The following is a 15,747-nucleotide window of genomic DNA, read 5'->3' as shown; positions in this document are numbered from 1 at the left end:
CCAATGCCAGCCGATCAACCCACCGTGCTTCTGGTCGAGGACGAGCCCGCGCAGCGGGAGGTTCTGGGCTACAATCTCGAGGCCGACGGCTTTCGCGTGCTCATGGCCAGCAATGGCGAGGAGGCGCTGATGATGGTGGCCGAAATGCCGCCCGATATCATCGTTCTGGATTGGATGATGCCCAATGTCTCGGGGATCGAGGTCTGCCGCCAGCTCAAGACGCGGTCCGAGACGCGCGGCATTCCGATCATCATGCTTTCGGCGCGTTCCGAGGAGGTGGACCGCGTGCGCGGGCTGGAAACCGGTGCCGATGACTATGTCATCAAGCCCTATTCGCTGGTCGAACTCATGGCGCGGGTGCGCGCACAATTGCGCCGCACCCGGCCCGCCAGCGTGGGCGAGCGGCTGGAATACAAGGATATCGTGCTCGATTCCGAAACCTATCGGGTGATGCGCGCCGAGAAGCCGCTCAAGCTTGGCCCGACCGAGTTTCGTCTGCTCTCGACCTTCATGGAGAAGCCGGGGCGCGTCTGGTCGCGCGAGCAATTGCTCGACCGGGTCTGGGGGCGCGATATCTATGTCGATACGCGCACCGTGGATGTGCATATCGGGCGGCTCAGGAAGGCCTTGTGCCAGCATGGCGGTGATGATCCGCTGCGCACGGTGCGCGGGGCGGGGTATGCACTGGGATAGCGGTGATCCCGCGCCGGTGCGCGCCGGGGGCGCGCGTCATCCGATCATGCCGCGATTGAAACGCTGTTCAAGCAGCTTGAAGATCAAGGCCAGAACCCCGGCAATCGCCATGTAAATGAGCGCCAGCAGCAAAAGCGGCTCGTAGATGATGAAGGTATCCTGCCGCACGCGGCTGGCAACGGCGTAAATGTCGATCACCGTGATCGTCGCCACCAGCGGGGTCGCCTTGAGTTGCAGCACGGTCTCGCCGCCGAGCGTGGGCAGCGCGCGCTGCAAGGCCTGCGGCAGCCAGATCCGCCGCAGGATGGCAAAGCGGCTCATGCCCATGGCGCGGGCCGCCTCGAGCTGGCCGTGCGGCACAGAGCGGAAGGCACCGCGCATCACCTCGCCCTCATAGCCCGCGAAACTGAGCGACAGTGTCAGCAGGGCATAGGGCCATGCCTGCCGCAGATAGGGCCAGAGATCGCTCTCGCGGATCCATGGATATTGCGGAAAAAGACTGCCGAGGCCGAAATAGATCAGCCACAATTGCAACAGAAGCGGGGTGCCCCGGATCACCGTGCAGAACGCCCGTGCCGGAACCGCCAGCATCCTCGGCCCCGCCGCCTGCGCAAGCCCGAGCGGCACGGCAAGCGCAAAGCCGATGAGGCAGCTTGCCCCCAGGAGCCAGAGCGTGCGCCAGAGGCCCTGTGCCGCCAGATCGGCGTAGCGAGGGATCCAGTGCCAGCGCAGCGACAGCCCGGCCCAGACCGCAAGACCGACCGCCAGCGCGAGCATGACAAGGCGATGCGGCACCAGCACCTCCTCGGCGATGCGCTCCCATCGGCGGCTCACCCTGACGCCTCGCCGCGCCGGTAGCGCGTCTCGATCCAGCCGAAGATGCGCCCCGAGACGAGCGTCATCATCAGGTAAATGGCCCCCGCCGCCAGAAAGAAGGTGAAATAGGCCCGCGTCGATCCGGCGGCCTGCCGCGTCTCCAGTGTCAGTTCGGCAAAACCCACGATGGCCAGCAATGCCGTGTCCTTGGTGGCGATCAACCAAAGATTGGACAGGCCCGGCAGCGCGAGCGGCAGCATCGCCGGAAAGGTGATCCGGCGGAAGGTCTGGACCGGCCCCATCCCGAAGGCGCGCGCCGCCTCATGCTGGCCGCGCGGCACCGATTGGATCGCCCCGCGCAGCACTTCGGTCGCATAGGCCCCCTGGACGATGCCCAGAACGGCAATGCCCGCCGCGACGCCGGAAATCTCCACCGGCCGTTGGCCCATGGCCCGCAGCGCCTGGTTCAGCAGGTCGGTGCCCGCGTAATACAGAAGCAGGATCAGAATGAGTTCGGGCACGGCCCGCACCACGACCGTATAGATCGCAAGAAGATCGCGTGTGACCGGCCCGCCATGCAGCTTGCCAAGCGCCCCGAAGGTGCCGATCACGAGACCAAGCGCAAAGGCCCCCGCCGCGATCTGAAGGCTGGCCAGCGCGCCGCGCAGCAGATTGGCACCCCAGCCCGGAGGCTCGAGCGCCAAGAGCCCAGCCGAGACCTCAAGCCCCGGCCACAGCGCGAAAAGCCAGTCGATCACCCGCCCCGGCCAGGCTCAGTTGCCATAGATCGAGGTGGCGAAATAGCGCGCCGTGATCTCGTCATAGGTGCCGTCGGCAAGGATCGCGGCAATCCCGCGATTGAGCGCCTCGCGCAGCGCGTCATCGCCCTTGCGCACGCCTGCCCCCACGCCCGAGCCGAGGATGCCCTCGTCATGGGCGACCGCGCCCTTGACTTCGCAGCACGCGCCGGCGTCGGTCTTGAGGAAATCATCCATCGCCAGACTGTCGGCCTGCGTGGCGTCGATCCGGCCCGCGGCGAGGTCCTGATTGGCCTCGTCCTGGGTCTGGTAGGTGCGCAGCTCGGTCGCCGCCTCGAAATAGGCCTGGGCATAGGTCTGGTGGATGGTCGAGACCTGCACGCCCAGAACCTTGCCGGCCAGACCTTCGGGCGTGGCGTCGAAAGCCATCCCGCTCTGCCCGACGATCACGGTCGGCGTGTTGTAATAGGGGTCCGAGAAATCAATCGTCTGAAGCCGGTCTGCGGTGATCGACATCGACGCCATGATGGCGTCGATCCGCTCGGAGAGGAGCGCCGGGATGATCCCGTCCCAAGCGGTCGGGGTCAGGGCGCAGTCAAGCTCGGCGGCGGTGCAGACCGCGTCGATGATCTCGACCTCCCAGCCGATCCAGTTGCCCCCGGCATCGGGCGCGGCGAAGGGCGGATAGGGTTCGGCGGCAATGCCGATCCGCACCTGATCCGCCTGCGCGATACCGGCAAGGGCGATCAGGGCCGTCGTGGTCATCAGGGCCAGTCGTTTCATGTCTCTCTCCTCTGTTGGATGGGCGGGCGCTCGGTGCGCCTCTTGGTCCGAAGGCCGCGCGCAAAGGGGCGCGCAACCGGTTTGTCGTTGTATCTGGCCAAAGCCCCGGCAATCATGCAAGCGATTAGTTCTGCGCGAAAGGCTGCCCATGGCTTACGGATCCGAAGACCGCTCGAAACCGCTCGCCCGCGTGATCATGCGCGCGCCGGGGTCCGCGATGGCGGGATGCGATCCGCAGAACTGGCATTACGGCCCCGGCTTCGATCCGGCGCGCGCGGCGGTGCAACACGCGGAGCTGGCCCTGATCGTGGCCGACAGCGGGGCCGAGATCCACTGGATACCGTCGCCGGATGACGGGCTGTCGGATGCGGTCTTTGTGCAGGATCCGTCCTTCGTCACCCGCCACGGGGCCGTTCTTCTGAACATGGGCAAGGCGTTGCGCCGGGCCGAGCCGGGGCTTCACGCCGCGTGCTACGAAGAGCTTGGCGTGCCGGTGATCGGGCGGCTGAGCGGCGAGGCCACGGCAGAGGCGGGTGATTGCTTCTGGCTCGATCCGCAGACGCTGGCCGTCGGGCGCGGGGCGCGCACCAATCAGGCGGGGATCGCGGCGCTGAGCAATATTCTGCGCCCCCACGGCATCAGCGTGCAGGCCTATGACCTGCCTTACTGGACCGGTCCTGCGGCCTGTCTGCACCTGATGTCGCTGGTCTCGCCGCTGGGGCCGGATATCGCGCTGATCCATGCGCCGCTCTTGCCTCATGCGCTCTGGGTTGAGATGACCGCGCGCGGCTGGACCCTTCTCAACGCCCCCGAGGACGAATTTTTCGCCTCGAACGGGCTCAGCCTCAACGTGCTGGCGCTCGGGCCGCGCGATCTGGTGATGATCGACGGCTTTCCCCGGACCCGGGCCCTGATGGAGACGGCGGGCTGCCGGGTGCAGGTGTTCGAGGGGGACGCGCTCTGCATTGCCTGCGAGGGCGGCCCGACCTGCCTGACCCGCCCGGTCTTGCGCGCATGAGAACTGTGGCCGAAAGGCTGGTGGCGTGGCTCAGGGCGCTGGAGGTCGAAGTGATTTTCGGCATTCCGGGCGTCCACACGATCGAGCTTTATCGTGCGCTCGCGGGCGCAGGCATCCGCCATGTCACCCCGCGCACCGAGGCGGGGGCAGGCTTCATGGCCGATGGGTATGCGCGCGTGTCGGGCCGGTTCGGCGTGGCGCTGGTCATCACCGGTCCCGGCCTCACCAATATCCTCACGCCGATGGCGCAGGCGCGGGCGGATTCGGTGCCGATGCTGGTGATCTCTGGCGTGAACAGGCGCGACACTTTGGGCAAGGGGTTCGGCTATCTGCATGAACTGCCCGATCAACTGGCCCTCACCGCGACGCTCGGTCCGGCGCTGCATCTTGACCGGGCCGAGGATCTGCCCTCGCTCCTCGACCGTGCCGCCACGGCGCTGACCACCGGGCGCGGCGGTCCCGTGCATCTTCAGATCCCGCTCGACCTGATGACGGCGGCCGCGCCGGAGGCGACTGTGGGGCAACCGCGCACAAGCGAGGCGCATGGCGACATCAAAGCCGCGAACCGGCTGCTGGAGGCCGGGCAGGCCCCGGTGCTCCTGGCCGGTGGCGGATGCAGGCGCGCGGAGGCGGCCTTGCGCGCGCTGGCCGAGCGGCTTGGCGCGCCGGTGATCCTGACGACCAATGCGCGCGGGCTTCTGCACGGGCATCCGCTCGTGGTGCCGGCCTCGCCCAGTCTTGTCCCGGTGCGCGACCTGATCCGGAATGCCGATCCCTTGCTGGTGCTCGGCAGCGAATTGGGACCGACCGATTGCGACATGTATGGCGACGGTGGGTTTGCGGTGCCTGCGGCGACGATCCGCGTGGAGATCGACGCCGAACAACTGGCCCGCCACCCCGTCGCGGTGGCCCTTCCTGACGATGTGGCCACGCGCCTGCCGCAGTTGCTCCGCAGCGCGCCCGCAGCCAACGGCCCCGCCCGCGCGGATGAAACCCGTCGGGCCGCCCGCGCCGCCCTGCCTGCGGGATACGCGGGCGAGGTGGCCCTTCTGGAGCGCCTGCGCGACAGCCTGCCCGGTGCGATCATGGTGGGCGATTCCACGCAGGTGGTCTATGCGGGCAACCTCTATTACGACCATGACCGCGCCGGCGGCTGGTTCAATGCCGCCACCGGCTATGGCGCGCTCGGCTATGCCACGGGCGCGGCAGTGGGGGCAGCACTGGCCGAGCCGGCGGCGCACGTGCTCTGCCTTATCGGGGATGGCGGGCTGATGTTCGCGCCGGGCGAGGTGCTGACCGCCGCCGAAGAGGGGCTGAACATCACCTTCATCGTCTTCAACAACCGTGGTTTCGGCGAGATCGCAAGCGCGATGCGCGACGCCGGGGCCGAGGTGATCGGCTGTGCCCCGCGCCCGCCCGAACTTGCGGCCTTCGCCCGTGCCTGCGGCCTGCCGTTCGAGCGCGCCACGCCCGCCACGCTCCGGGTCTCGGGCGACGGCCCCAGATTGATCGAGGTGGTGTTGCCGTCCGTGGCGTGACAGTGCCGCGCGGCACCCGGGCTCTGTTGACGCTTGTCACGCGCGCAACGTATCCTCGTCCCCAAAGGAGAGGCCCGTGAACCGCCCCACCGTCCATGACATCGCAAAAGAGGCGGGGGTCAGCCTTGCCACAGTGGACCGGGTGCTGAATGCGCGCCCCGGCGTGCGCGACAAGACCATTGCCAAGGTTCAGGACGCGGTGGTGCGGCTTGGCTATGTGCGCGACACCTATGCCGCCAATCTTGCGCGCAAGCGGCTCTATCGGTTCGTTTTTATCCTGCCCGAGGGGCCGAACCAGTTCGCGGCAAGCCTCTGCGCCGCGCTTGACGAGGCCCATGCCGCGCAGATCTCGGACCGCACTGCCATCGAGATCGTGCGCGTGCCGCTGCTCGATCCGCACGCCATCGTGCGCCGCCTGAGACAGCTTGCCGCCGAGACGCTGGACGGGGTCGCGCTCATGGTGCCGGAGACGCCGCAGGTGCGCGACGCAGTGGCGCGATTGAAGGCGGCGGGGGTCGCGGTGGTGGCGCTGCTCTCGGATTTGCCCAATTCGCGGCGCGATCATTTCATCGGCACCAACAGCGTGGCCGCAGGGCGCACGGCAGGGCTTTTGATGGGGCGTTTCGTGCGCCGTCCGGGCGAGGTTCTGGTGGTGTCCAACTCCATGCGCGCGCGCGACAGTCTTGAGCGGCGGCTGGGTTTCGACGCGGTTATCGCGGCTGAGTTCGCGGGGCTGCGGGTGCTGCCGTCGGTGGAATCCTTCGACGATCCGGCCCGGATGCGCGCGGTCGTGACCGAGGTTCTGGCGCGGCGCGATGTCGTGGGCGTCTATTCGATGGGGTCGGGCAATACCGCGCTTCTGGATGCGCTGCGCGAGAGCGGGCGCACCGGCAATCTGGTCAGCATCGCCCATGAGTTGACCCCCACAACCGAATCCGCGCTGCGCGAGGGGGCGCTGGCGGCGGTAATCGCGCAGAACGTGGGCCATCTGGCGCGCAGCGCGCTGCGGGTGCTGCGTGCGCTCTGCGACGGGTTGTCGATCTACGAGGCACAAGAGCGCGTGCGGATCGAGATAATCTTGCGTGAAAACATCGGCTAAGACGGTCCGGCGCGCAGCGGAGGCGCGGCACGCGGATTATTTTGTTGATTTGAGGCACGTTCCTCATATACCAATCTTGCGACACCCCGAGTCCAACGCGGCGGTGTGCTGCGCCGGTGACAGGGCGCATTTCCGACACGGGAGGAGGAACCCCATGAAGAAAACCGCTCTTCTGGCAGGCACCGCGCTTGCCGCCGCGACCGGCCTTGCTGCGGGCGAGGCGCGCGCGGCCAATCTCACGCTCTGCTGGGCCGCCTGGGACCCGGCCAATGCGCTGGTGGAACTCAGCAAGGATTTCGAGGCGCAATCCGGCCACACGATGAATTTCGAATTCGTGCCCTGGCCCAATTTCGCCGACCGGATGCTCAACGAGCTGAATTCACGCGGTCAGCTTTGCGATCTGATGATCGGCGACAGCCAATGGATCGGGCTGGGGGCCGAGGCAGGCCATTACGTCAAGCTCAACGACTTTTTCGACGCCAACGGCATCGACATGGCCGATTTCATCCCCGCCACCGTGACGGGCTATGCAGAATGGCCCAAGGGCACGCCGAACTACTGGGCGCTGCCTGCCTATGCCGACGTGGTCGGCTGGACCTATCGCCGCGACTGGTTCGAGCGGCCCGAGTTGCAGGCCGAATACAAGGAAAAATACGGCCGCGACTTGCGCGTGCCCGAAACGCAGGCCGAGTTGAAGGACATCGCCGAGTTTTTCCAGGGCCGCGAGATCGACGGCACCACGGTCTATGGCGCGGCGATCTATACCGAGCGCGGCTCGGAGGGGATCACCATGGGCGTGACCAACGCGCTCTACAATTACGGCTTTCTCTACGAGAACCCGGAAAAGCCCTATGACATGCCCGGTTTCGTCAACTCGTCCGGTGCCGTCGAGGGGCTGGAATTCTACAAGGCGCTTTACGATTGCTGCACGCCGCCGGGCTCGTCGGACTGGTATATGTCCGAGACGATCGACGCCTTCAAATCCGGTCAGGCCGCGCTCCAGATGAATTTCGCCTTCATCTGGCCGGGGGTGAATGCCGATCCCAATGTGGGCGGTGATCGGTCGGGCTATTTCCCCAACCCCGCGGGGCCTGCAGGACAGTTCGCACAACTGGGCGGGCAGGGGATTTCGGTGGTGTCCTATTCCCAGAACCAGGAGGCCGCACTTGAGTATATCAAGTGGTTCGCGCAACCCGAGGTGCAACAGCGCTGGTGGGACATGGGCGGCGCGCCCGCGCTGCAAGCGGTGGTCGACGCCCCCGGCTTCGCCGAGAGCCAGCCCTACGCGCAGGCGTTCCTTGATTCCATGGCCATCGTCAAGGATTTCTGGGCAGAGCCGACCTATGCCGAATTGCTGCTGGCGATGCAGAACCGCGTCCACCGCTACGTGATTGCGGGCGAGGGCACGGCGCAGGAGGCGCTCGATGCGCTGCTCAAAGACTGGACCGAGGTGTTCGAGGACGACGGCAAGCTCTGAGCCATCACCGGGCCGCCGCCCCTGACGGCGGCCCTTACCCACCACATGAAAGGACGATGTCTCATGTCCGGGACAGCGATGGATCGTGCCGCAAGCGCCACGCCGCCGGGGATCGCGCGCCGCGTGCGCGGCCTCTCGGACCGGGCGATTGCCTGGGTTTTCGTGGCACCGACGATCTTTCTGCTGCTCGCCATCAACATCTTTCCGCTGATCTGGACGATCCGGTTGAGTTTCACCAATTTCCGCGCCAACCGGCCCAATGCCGAGGTGGAATGGGTGGGCTTGCGCAATTACCAGCGCATCCTGAGCGACCCGGAAATCTGGCAGACCATGCAGGCCACCGCGCATTTCCTGTTCTGGACGCTGTTTTTCCAGGTGCTGATCGGGTTCGCGCTGGCCTGGCTGATCAACGCGAAGTTTCGCGGTTCGAATTTCTGGACCACGGTGATCGTGCTGCCGATGATGCTCAGCCCCGCCGTGGTGGGCAATTTCTGGACCTTCCTCTACCAGCCGCAGATTGGCCTGTTCAATTACGTCGTGGCCTTCTTTACCGGGGCTGATCCCACGAGTTTCACCATGATCGGCGAGGTGGCATTGGCACCCTGGGCCATCGTGATCGTGGATACATGGATGTGGACGCCCTTTGTCATGCTGATCTGTCTGGCCGGCCTGCGCTCGATCCCCGAATCGATCTACGAGGCCGCCGAATGTGACCGCGCCAGCAAATGGCGGCAGTTCTGGACAATCACCGTGCCGATGGTGCTGCCCTTTCTGATGCTGGCGGTGCTGTTTCGCGGCATCGAGAATTTCAAGATGTTCGATCTGGTGGTGCAACTGACCGGTGGCGGGCCGGGCAACACCACCACGCTCACCTCGATCGACCTCAAGCGCGAGGCGTTCGAGAAATGGCGCACGGGCTACGCCTCGGCCTATGCGGTGATCCTGTTCGTCACGGTGTTCGGCCTTGCCTCGATCTACGTCAAGGCGCTCAACAAGGTAAAGGAACGATGAGCGCCGCCTCGGTCACCGGGCCCTCGACCCGGCTCAAGTGGATCGCCGGCGTGCTGGTGGTGGTCTATGCGCTGATCACGCTGATGCCGCTTTTGTGGATCATGGCGACGGGGTTCAAGACCTCGTCGGATGCCATCGCCTATCCGCCCAAGGTTCTGTTCGAGCCGTCGCTGGAGGGGTATGTCAACCTCTTCACCACGCAGACGCGGCAGGTGGCGGGCGAGGTGTCCGCGCCCGGGACGTGGTATGAGCGGATCGTGCATGACAAGGGCATGGTGATCACCGGCCCGTCGCGCTATGGCGAGCGGTTCCTCAATTCGGTGATCATCGGCTTCGGCTCCACCTTCCTGTCGGTCTTTCTGGGCACGCTGGCGGCCTATGCGTTTTCGCGGTTCCGGGTGCCGCTCAAGGATGATCTGATGTTCTTCATCCTAAGCACGCGGATGATGCCGCCCATTGCCGTGGCGATCCCGATTTTCCTGATGTTCCGCGCGCTTGGCCTCAGCGACACTCATGCGGGCATGATCCTGCTCTATACAGCGGTGAACCTGTCGCTGGCGGTCTGGCTGCTCAAGGGCTTCATCGACGAGATCCCGCGCGAGTATGAGGAGGCGGCGCTGATCGACGGTTACACGCGGTTTCAGGCGTTTCGCAAGGTGGTGCTGCCGCAGGCCGCCACCGGCATCGCCTCGACCGCGATCTTCTGTCTGATATTTGCGTGGAACGAATATGCGTTCGCCGTGCTGCTGACCTCTGGCACCGCGCAGACGGCACCCCCGTTCATCCCCACGATCATCGGCGTCGGCGGGCGCGACTGGCCCGCCGTGGCGGCGGGGGCGACGATTTTCCTCTTGCCGGTGATGGTGTTCACGATCCTTCTGCGCAAGCACCTGCTGCGCGGGATCACCTTTGGCGCGGTGCGGAAATGAGGCGGTTTCTCCACGGCCTGATCCGCCTGCGCCGGGGACCGTGGGAGATGGTCGCCTCGATCCTCATCGCGCTTGGCGTGGTCATGCTGATGCAGCCTTTCGCGCTCTGGGCCTATTCGTGGTCCTTCCTTGTCACCCTGACCGGCACGGTGATGTTCCTCATCACCAGCCATTTCCCGGAGTAGGCATGGCCGAGATCGTCATTCGCAACCTGCGCAAGGAGTATGGCAGTTTCACCGCCGTGCAATCCTCGTCCTTCAAGATCGAGGATGGCGAGTTCTTCATGCTGCTGGGGCCGTCGGGCTGTGGCAAGACCACCACGCTGCGGATGATCGCGGGGCTGGAGATCCCGACATCTGGCGAAGTCTGGATCGACGGCGAGGAGGTGGGGCGCAAACCGGCAAGCCAGCGCGATATTGCCTTCGTGTTCCAGATGTTTGCCCTCTATCCGCATATGAACGTGCGCCGCAATATCGCCTATCCGCTGGTCAGCGAGGGGCGGCCGCGCGCGGAGGTGAAGCGGCGCGTGGCCGAGGTGGCGCGCATCCTCGGGATCGAGGAGATGCTGGACCGGCCCGTGGGCGGGCTGTCGGGCGGGGACCGGCAGAGGGTCGCCTTGGGCCGCGCGATCGTGCGCAACCCAAAGTGTTTCCTCATGGATGAGCCGCTTGGCGCGCTCGACGCCGAATTCCGCGAGCATATGGCCGAGGAGTTGCGCGCGCTGCATGACCGGATGGGCGCGACCACGGTCTATGTCACCCACGATCAGCTTGAGGCGATGCAGATGGGCGACAAGATCGTGGTGATGAATCACGGCGTTGTCGAACAGTTCGGCACGCCGCAGGACATCTATGACAAGCCCGCCACCATGTTCGTCGCCGATTTCATCGGCGCGCCGCCGATGAATTTCCTGCGCTTTCATGGCGCGGTGGAGGCGGGGGCGACCGAGGTTCATCTGCATCACCATGCCCTGCCGGTGCCCGCCCTGCGCGTGCCCTTCGACGGGGATATGGTTTACGGGGTGCGCCCGGAGCATGTCCGCCTGTCGGACGGGGCCGACTACCGCGCCGAGGTGCTGGCCGCCGAATATCTTGGCACCACGCAGATCGTGACGCTGGCCACCGCCAATGGCGAGATCAAGGCGCGCATTCCCTCGGATCAGCGCGCCCGTCCCGGCGAGAGCGTGGGGCTGACCTTTGACGGCGCGACCGTCACGCTCTTTGATCGCCAGAGCGGGCGCGCACTCCGCTCGGACCTCAACGAGGGGGTGCTCTCGCATGGCTGAGGTGGTGCTGCGCGGCGTGAGCAAACGCTATGGCGCGACGGTGGCGCTCGACGAGGTCACGATGACGGTGGCCGATGGTGCCTTCGTGGTGCTGCTGGGGCCGACCGGCGCTGGCAAGACGACCACGCTGCGCCTCATCGCCGGGCTGGAAGCACCCGATGCGGGCGATATCGCCATCGACGGGCGTTCGGTCCTGCGCGATACGCCCGCCGAGCGGGACGTGGCGATGGTGTTCCAGCAATATTCGCTCTACCCGCATCTGAGCGTGCGCGACAATCTGGCCTTTCCGCTGCGCTCTCCGGCGCTGCGCACGCCCGAGGCCGAGATCGCGCGCAAGGTGGCCGAGGTGGCCGAGGTGCTGCACATCTCCCACAAGCTCGACAACAAGGCGACCGCGCTTTCGGGGGGCGAGATGCAGCGCGTCTCGATCGGCCGTGCGCTGGTGCGCACGCCCCGGCTTTACCTGATGGATGAGCCGCTGAGTTCGCTCGACGCCAAGCTGCGCGCCGATCTGCGGATTGAATTGAAGCGCATCCACGCGAGCCTTGGGCGCACGCTGCTTTACGTGACCCATGACCAGATCGAGGCGATGACCATGGCCACCGAAATTGGCGTGCTCGATCAGGGCCGCCTTGTGCAATTCGGCACCCCGCGCGAGATTTACGAAAGCCCGGTCAGCCTGTATGTGGCCGCGCGTCTGGGACAGCCGCGCATCAATGCGCTTCCGGCTGGCATATTCGGTGGCGCACCGAGCGGCGCGAAAACCGTCGGTCTGCGCCCCGAACATATCCGGCTGGGCGAGGGGCGCGCGGCGGAGGTGGTGCGCGTGGAGCGCCTCGGCGACCAGACCCGGCTTCATCTGCGCCTGGACGGGCACGACATCGTCACGCTGACCGATCCGCACGCCGCCTATCAGGCGGGCGACCGCCTTGCCCTTACCCCGCGCAACGCGCTCTATTTCGACGCCGCCGGCAACCGCATGTCCTGAGGAGGTCCCCATGCCGCAATTCATCAACACACGCGAAACCCTTGTCACCGAGGCCATCGACGGGATGCTGCGCACTGCGGGCGGGCGGCTGGCGCGGCTCGACGGCTATCCGCATATCAAGGTGGTGATGCGCACCGACTGGGACCGCTCGCGCGTGGCGCTCATCTCGGGCGGCGGCTCGGGGCACGAGCCGAGCCATGCCGGCTTCGTGGGGCAGGGGATGCTGACGGCGGCGGTCTGCGGCGAGGTCTTTGCCAGCCCGTCGGTCGATGCGGTGCTGGCGGCGATCCTTGCGGTGACCGGCAAGGCGGGGTGCCTGTTGATCGTCAAGAACTACACCGGCGACCGGCTCAATTTCGGGCTGGCGGCGGAACGGGCGCGCGCGCAGGGGCTGCGGGTCAGCATGGTGATCGTCGATGACGATATCGCGCTCCCGGACCTGCCGCAGCCGCGCGGCGTGGCGGGCACGCTTTTCGTGCACAAGATCGCGGGCGCGCTGGCCGAGCAGGGGGCCGATCTCGATGCCGTGACCGAAGCCGCCCGGCGCGTCATCGAGGGCGTTGTCTCCATCGGCATGTCGCTTGACACCTGCACCATTCCCGGCAGTGCCAAGGAGGCGCGGATCAGGCCCGGCAAGGCAGAGCTGGGCCTTGGCATTCATGGAGAGGCGGGGATCGAACAGGTCGATTTCTCGACCGCGCGCGCGGCAATGGAGATGGTTGTGGACCGGCTCGCCCCGCGCATCGCTCCGGGGCCGCATGTGGCGCTGCTGAACAATCTGGGCGGGGCGACGCCCCTGGAAATGGGTGTGCTGGCCGAGGAATTGCTTGGCTCGAAGATCGGGGCGCAAATCCGCTGGCTGGTGGGGCCCGCGCCGATGATGACCTCGCTCGACATGCAGGGGTTTTCCGTCTCGCTTCTGCCTGCGGGGCGGGCGGAGGAGGCGGCGCTGACCGCGCCGGTCGCCCCCTGGGCCTGGCCCGGATGCCTGCCCGTGGCGGGTGTCGAGGTGGTGGCCCTGCCCGACGGCCTCACGCCGATCCGGCCGATCCCCTCGCCGGATGCCGTGATGCGCGCCCTCATCGAGCGGTGCTGCGCCATCCTGATCGAGGCGGAGGGACCGCTCAACGCGCTTGATGCCAAGTCGGGCGACGGCGATACGGGCAGCACGTTGGCCACGGCGGCGCGTGCCCTCGGCGGCGCGCTCGACCGGCTGCCGCTGGCGGACCAGACGCAGCTTTACCGCGCCATCGGGCTGGAGCTGAGCCAGACCATGGGCGGCTCCTCGGGGGTGCTTCTGGCGATCTTCTTTGCCGCCGCAGGCGATGCCTCGGCCAGCGGGCAGGACATGATCGGCGCGCTCAAGGCGGGGCTTGACCGCATCCGTCAGGTGGGCGGCGCGCAAGAGGGCGACCGCACCATGATCGACGCGCTTGCCCCCGCGCTCGACGCGCTGGAGGGCGGGTTGGCCGCGGCGGCGGCGGCGGCGCGGCAGGGCGCCGATGCGACGGCAGGTATCACGCGCGCGCGCGCGGGACGTGCAAGCTATCTCTCCGCCGAGAGCCTGGCCGGACACAACGACCCCGGTGCCGAGGCGGTGGCGCTTCTCTTCGAGCGGTTGAGCGCGAAAGACGCGGCTTAGTCGCGGCCTATGCCGCCCTGAGGCGTTCCATGCTTTACAGGCGGGCGCGCGCGGTTGATCATCGGCGCGACGAAGAGGGGCGGACGCGGCATGGCCAGGGATTTGGGGGACGACATCTTGCAGGGGCTGCGCGCGGCGGCGGGCGTGCCGTTCGAGGAGGCGCGCGCGATGCCGCCCGAGGTCTATGTCAGCCCCGATTTCACGGCGCTGGAACTGGCGCATGTCTTTGCCCGCGACTGGTATTGCGTGGGGCGCGTCGACGGGCTGGCGCAGCCCGGCGATTACCTGACCTGCGATCTGGCCGGTCAACCGGTTCTGGTGCTGCGCGACCGCGACGGGAGCTTGCGGGCGATGTCGAACGTGTGCCTGCACCGCATGTCGACGCTGCTGCACGGTTCGGGCAACACGCGCGCGATCACCTGCCCCTATCACGGCTGGACCTACAATCTTGACGGATCCTTGCGCGGTGCGCCCGCGATGGGGCAGAATGCGGGCTTCTGCAAGGAGGAGTACCGCTTGCCGCGCGTGCGCTGCGAGACATGGCTGGGCTGGGTCTTTGTCACGCTCGATCCCGACACGCCGCCCGTGGCCGAGCGTCTGGCCGATCTTGCGGCGATGATCGCAGACTATGACATGACGCGCTACAGCCAGAGCTTTGCCGAAGAGCATGTCTGGGACACCAACTGGAAGGTGCTGGCCGAGAACTTCATGGAGAGCTATCACCTGCCGGTCTGTCACGCGGGCACGATCGGCGGGCTGAGCAGGCTGGAGGAAATGGTCTGCCCGCCGGGGCACGCGGCGTTCAACCACCACACCATCCTCAAGGATGAGAGCCTGCGCATCGCCTGCGCGCACCCGTCGAACACGCGGCTTGAGGGCGATGCGCGGCGCACCACATGGCTTCTGGCGATTTACCCGTCTTTGATGATCACGCTGACACCGGGCTATTTCTGGTATCTGTCGCTGCTGCCACGGGGGCCGGGGCAGGTCCATATCCGCTTTGGCGGCGGGATGTCGGATGATTTCGCGGAGGACGCTGACGCGACGGAGAATTTCGCCCGGCTCAAGACCCTGCTCGACGCGGTCAACGTGGAGGATCGCGGCTGCACCGAGCGGGTTTATCGCGGGCTTTGCGCGCCCCTGGCGCGGCCCGGGCACCTGTCGCATCTGGAGCGGCCCAATTACGATTTCGCCCGTTATCTGCTGGGCCGGATCGAGGCAGGACAAGGCAAGGCATGAGGCACGACATGGCGCATACCCGCATCCGCAAATTCAACACACGCGACACCTATCCCGAGCAGAACCTCGACAATGATCTCTGTCAGGCGGTGGTGACGCGGGGCGGGCGGACGGTCTGGCTGCGCGGACAATGCCCGCAGAACCTTGACGACGCGAAAAACATCGAGAGCCACGACCCGGTGGAGCAGACCCACAAGGTGATGCAGAATATCCGCCAGTTGATCGAGGAGGCGGGCGGCGGGATGGAACACCTTGTCAAGGTGGTGGTCTATATCACCGATGTGCGCCACCGCGAGGCGGTCTATCGCACCATGGGCGACTATATCCGGGGCGTGCATCCGGTCTCGACCGGGCTTGTCGTCAGTGCGCTGGCGCGGCCCGACTGGCTGGTGGAGATCGACGCCACCGCCGTCATCCCCGATTGAGCCGTTGCAGGCGGGGGGCCGGCCCCCCGCACCCCCGGAGTATTTC

At 66.6% G+C, this 15,747-nt stretch carries 16 protein-coding genes; 13 read left to right on the top strand and 3 right to left on the bottom strand.

All coding sequences use genetic code 11. The annotated features are described in order from the left end of the window. The first annotated feature begins 3 nt into the window (after positions 1-3). A complete protein-coding gene (gene phoB, locus ACSSV8_RS03810) occupies positions 4-693 on the top strand; it encodes a phosphate regulon transcriptional regulator PhoB (protein ID WP_354540312.1) in 690 nt (229 codons plus the stop codon). A 36-nt stretch (positions 694-729) separates the two neighbouring features. Here phoB and ACSSV8_RS03805 read toward each other — a convergent pair whose 3' ends face one another. The 3 genes from ACSSV8_RS03805 to ACSSV8_RS03795 are packed head-to-tail and all read right to left on the bottom strand — an operon-like array spanning position 730 to position 3,050. Continuing rightward, complete coding sequence (locus ACSSV8_RS03805; protein ID WP_454281687.1) at positions 730-1,470, bottom strand: ABC transporter permease; 741 nt, start codon at positions 1,468-1,470, stop codon at positions 730-732. 53 nt (positions 1,471-1,523) lie between these two features. Further along, on the bottom strand, positions 1,524-2,267 hold the full coding sequence (locus ACSSV8_RS03800) for an ABC transporter permease (RefSeq protein ID WP_454281559.1): 744 nt from the start codon (positions 2,265-2,267) through the stop codon (positions 1,524-1,526). Between the two features lie 15 nt (positions 2,268-2,282). Beyond that, the gene (locus ACSSV8_RS03795; protein ID WP_454281558.1) at positions 2,283-3,050 is read right to left on the bottom strand and encodes a transporter substrate-binding domain-containing protein; all 768 of its coding nucleotides are present in this window, start codon (positions 3,048-3,050) and stop codon (positions 2,283-2,285) included. A gap of 148 nt (positions 3,051-3,198) precedes the next feature. Here ACSSV8_RS03795 and ACSSV8_RS03790 point away from each other — a divergent pair, with 148 nt between their 5' ends. From ACSSV8_RS03790 to ACSSV8_RS03735, 12 genes are all read left to right on the top strand, one after another. After that, on the top strand, positions 3,199-4,068 hold the full coding sequence (locus tag ACSSV8_RS03790; protein ID WP_454281557.1) for a dimethylarginine dimethylaminohydrolase family protein: 870 nt from the start codon (positions 3,199-3,201) through the stop codon (positions 4,066-4,068). Then, on the top strand, positions 4,065-5,606 hold the full coding sequence (locus tag ACSSV8_RS03785; RefSeq protein WP_454281556.1) for a 5-guanidino-2-oxopentanoate decarboxylase: 1,542 nt from the start codon (positions 4,065-4,067) through the stop codon (positions 5,604-5,606). Before ACSSV8_RS03790 ends, ACSSV8_RS03785 begins: the two co-directional genes overlap by 4 nt. Before the next feature lie 76 nt (positions 5,607-5,682). Next, positions 5,683-6,705, top strand: coding sequence for a LacI family DNA-binding transcriptional regulator (locus tag ACSSV8_RS03780; RefSeq protein WP_454281555.1), 1,023 nt, complete (start codon positions 5,683-5,685; stop codon positions 6,703-6,705). Between the two features lie 154 nt (positions 6,706-6,859). Then, complete coding sequence (locus ACSSV8_RS03775) at positions 6,860-8,182, top strand: ABC transporter substrate-binding protein (protein WP_454281554.1); 1,323 nt, start codon at positions 6,860-6,862, stop codon at positions 8,180-8,182. Between the two features lie 63 nt (positions 8,183-8,245). Continuing rightward, positions 8,246-9,193: a carbohydrate ABC transporter permease gene (locus ACSSV8_RS03770; RefSeq protein WP_454281553.1), complete on the top strand. Its 948-nt coding sequence runs from the start codon at positions 8,246-8,248 to the stop codon at positions 9,191-9,193. Beyond that, entirely contained in the window at positions 9,190-10,122 is a 933-nt protein-coding gene (locus tag ACSSV8_RS03765) for a carbohydrate ABC transporter permease (RefSeq protein WP_354540320.1), read from the top strand. Before ACSSV8_RS03770 ends, ACSSV8_RS03765 begins: the two co-directional genes overlap by 4 nt. Beyond that, on the top strand, positions 10,119-10,307 hold the full coding sequence (locus ACSSV8_RS03760) for a hypothetical protein (RefSeq protein ID WP_354540321.1): 189 nt from the start codon (positions 10,119-10,121) through the stop codon (positions 10,305-10,307). The genes ACSSV8_RS03765 and ACSSV8_RS03760 overlap by 4 nt, the downstream gene beginning before the upstream one ends. 2 nt (positions 10,308-10,309) lie before the next feature. Then, positions 10,310-11,407, top strand: a complete 1,098-nt coding sequence (locus ACSSV8_RS03755; RefSeq protein WP_454281552.1) for an ABC transporter ATP-binding protein — start codon at positions 10,310-10,312, stop codon at positions 11,405-11,407. After that, entirely contained in the window at positions 11,400-12,395 is a 996-nt protein-coding gene (locus ACSSV8_RS03750; RefSeq protein WP_454281551.1) for an ABC transporter ATP-binding protein, read from the top strand. The genes ACSSV8_RS03755 and ACSSV8_RS03750 overlap by 8 nt, the downstream gene beginning before the upstream one ends. A 10-nt stretch (positions 12,396-12,405) precedes the next feature. Further along, positions 12,406-14,037, top strand: a complete 1,632-nt coding sequence (locus ACSSV8_RS03745; RefSeq protein ID WP_454281550.1) for a dihydroxyacetone kinase subunit DhaK — start codon at positions 12,406-12,408, stop codon at positions 14,035-14,037. A 90-nt stretch (positions 14,038-14,127) separates the two neighbouring features. After that, the gene (locus tag ACSSV8_RS03740) at positions 14,128-15,276 is read left to right on the top strand and encodes an aromatic ring-hydroxylating oxygenase subunit alpha (RefSeq protein ID WP_454281549.1); all 1,149 of its coding nucleotides are present in this window, start codon (positions 14,128-14,130) and stop codon (positions 15,274-15,276) included. 8 nt (positions 15,277-15,284) lie between these two features. Next, positions 15,285-15,701 carry a RidA family protein gene (locus ACSSV8_RS03735; protein ID WP_354540326.1) on the top strand — a complete coding sequence of 139 codons (417 nt, stop codon included), beginning with the start codon at positions 15,285-15,287 and terminating at the stop codon, positions 15,699-15,701. Positions 15,702-15,747 lie beyond the last annotated feature (46 nt).

This window comes from Roseovarius sp. MBR-79, from assembly GCF_053628555.1.
Note: the sequence above shows the minus strand (reverse complement) of the source record. Positions and strands in the feature narration are given on the sequence as shown.

Coding starts and splice junctions, on each gene's coding strand:
- phoB (WP_354540312.1), top strand. CDS start 4: ATGCCAGCCGATCAACCCACCGTGCTTCTGGTCGAGGACGAGCCCGCG.
- ACSSV8_RS03805 (WP_454281687.1), bottom strand. CDS start 1,470: ATGCTCGCGCTGGCGGTCGGTCTTGCGGTCTGGGCCGGGCTGTCGCTG.
- ACSSV8_RS03795 (WP_454281558.1), bottom strand. CDS start 3,050: ATGAAACGACTGGCCCTGATGACCACGACGGCCCTGATCGCCCTTGCC.
- ACSSV8_RS03790 (WP_454281557.1), top strand. CDS start 3,199: ATGGCTTACGGATCCGAAGACCGCTCGAAACCGCTCGCCCGCGTGATC.
- ACSSV8_RS03785 (WP_454281556.1), top strand. CDS start 4,065: ATGAGAACTGTGGCCGAAAGGCTGGTGGCGTGGCTCAGGGCGCTGGAG.
- ACSSV8_RS03775 (WP_454281554.1), top strand. CDS start 6,860: ATGAAGAAAACCGCTCTTCTGGCAGGCACCGCGCTTGCCGCCGCGACC.
- ACSSV8_RS03770 (WP_454281553.1), top strand. CDS start 8,246: ATGTCCGGGACAGCGATGGATCGTGCCGCAAGCGCCACGCCGCCGGGG.
- ACSSV8_RS03765 (WP_354540320.1), top strand. CDS start 9,190: ATGAGCGCCGCCTCGGTCACCGGGCCCTCGACCCGGCTCAAGTGGATC.
- ACSSV8_RS03760 (WP_354540321.1), top strand. CDS start 10,119: ATGAGGCGGTTTCTCCACGGCCTGATCCGCCTGCGCCGGGGACCGTGG.
- ACSSV8_RS03755 (WP_454281552.1), top strand. CDS start 10,310: ATGGCCGAGATCGTCATTCGCAACCTGCGCAAGGAGTATGGCAGTTTC.
- ACSSV8_RS03750 (WP_454281551.1), top strand. CDS start 11,400: ATGGCTGAGGTGGTGCTGCGCGGCGTGAGCAAACGCTATGGCGCGACG.
- ACSSV8_RS03745 (WP_454281550.1), top strand. CDS start 12,406: ATGCCGCAATTCATCAACACACGCGAAACCCTTGTCACCGAGGCCATC.
- ACSSV8_RS03740 (WP_454281549.1), top strand. CDS start 14,128: ATGGCCAGGGATTTGGGGGACGACATCTTGCAGGGGCTGCGCGCGGCG.
- ACSSV8_RS03735 (WP_354540326.1), top strand. CDS start 15,285: ATGGCGCATACCCGCATCCGCAAATTCAACACACGCGACACCTATCCC.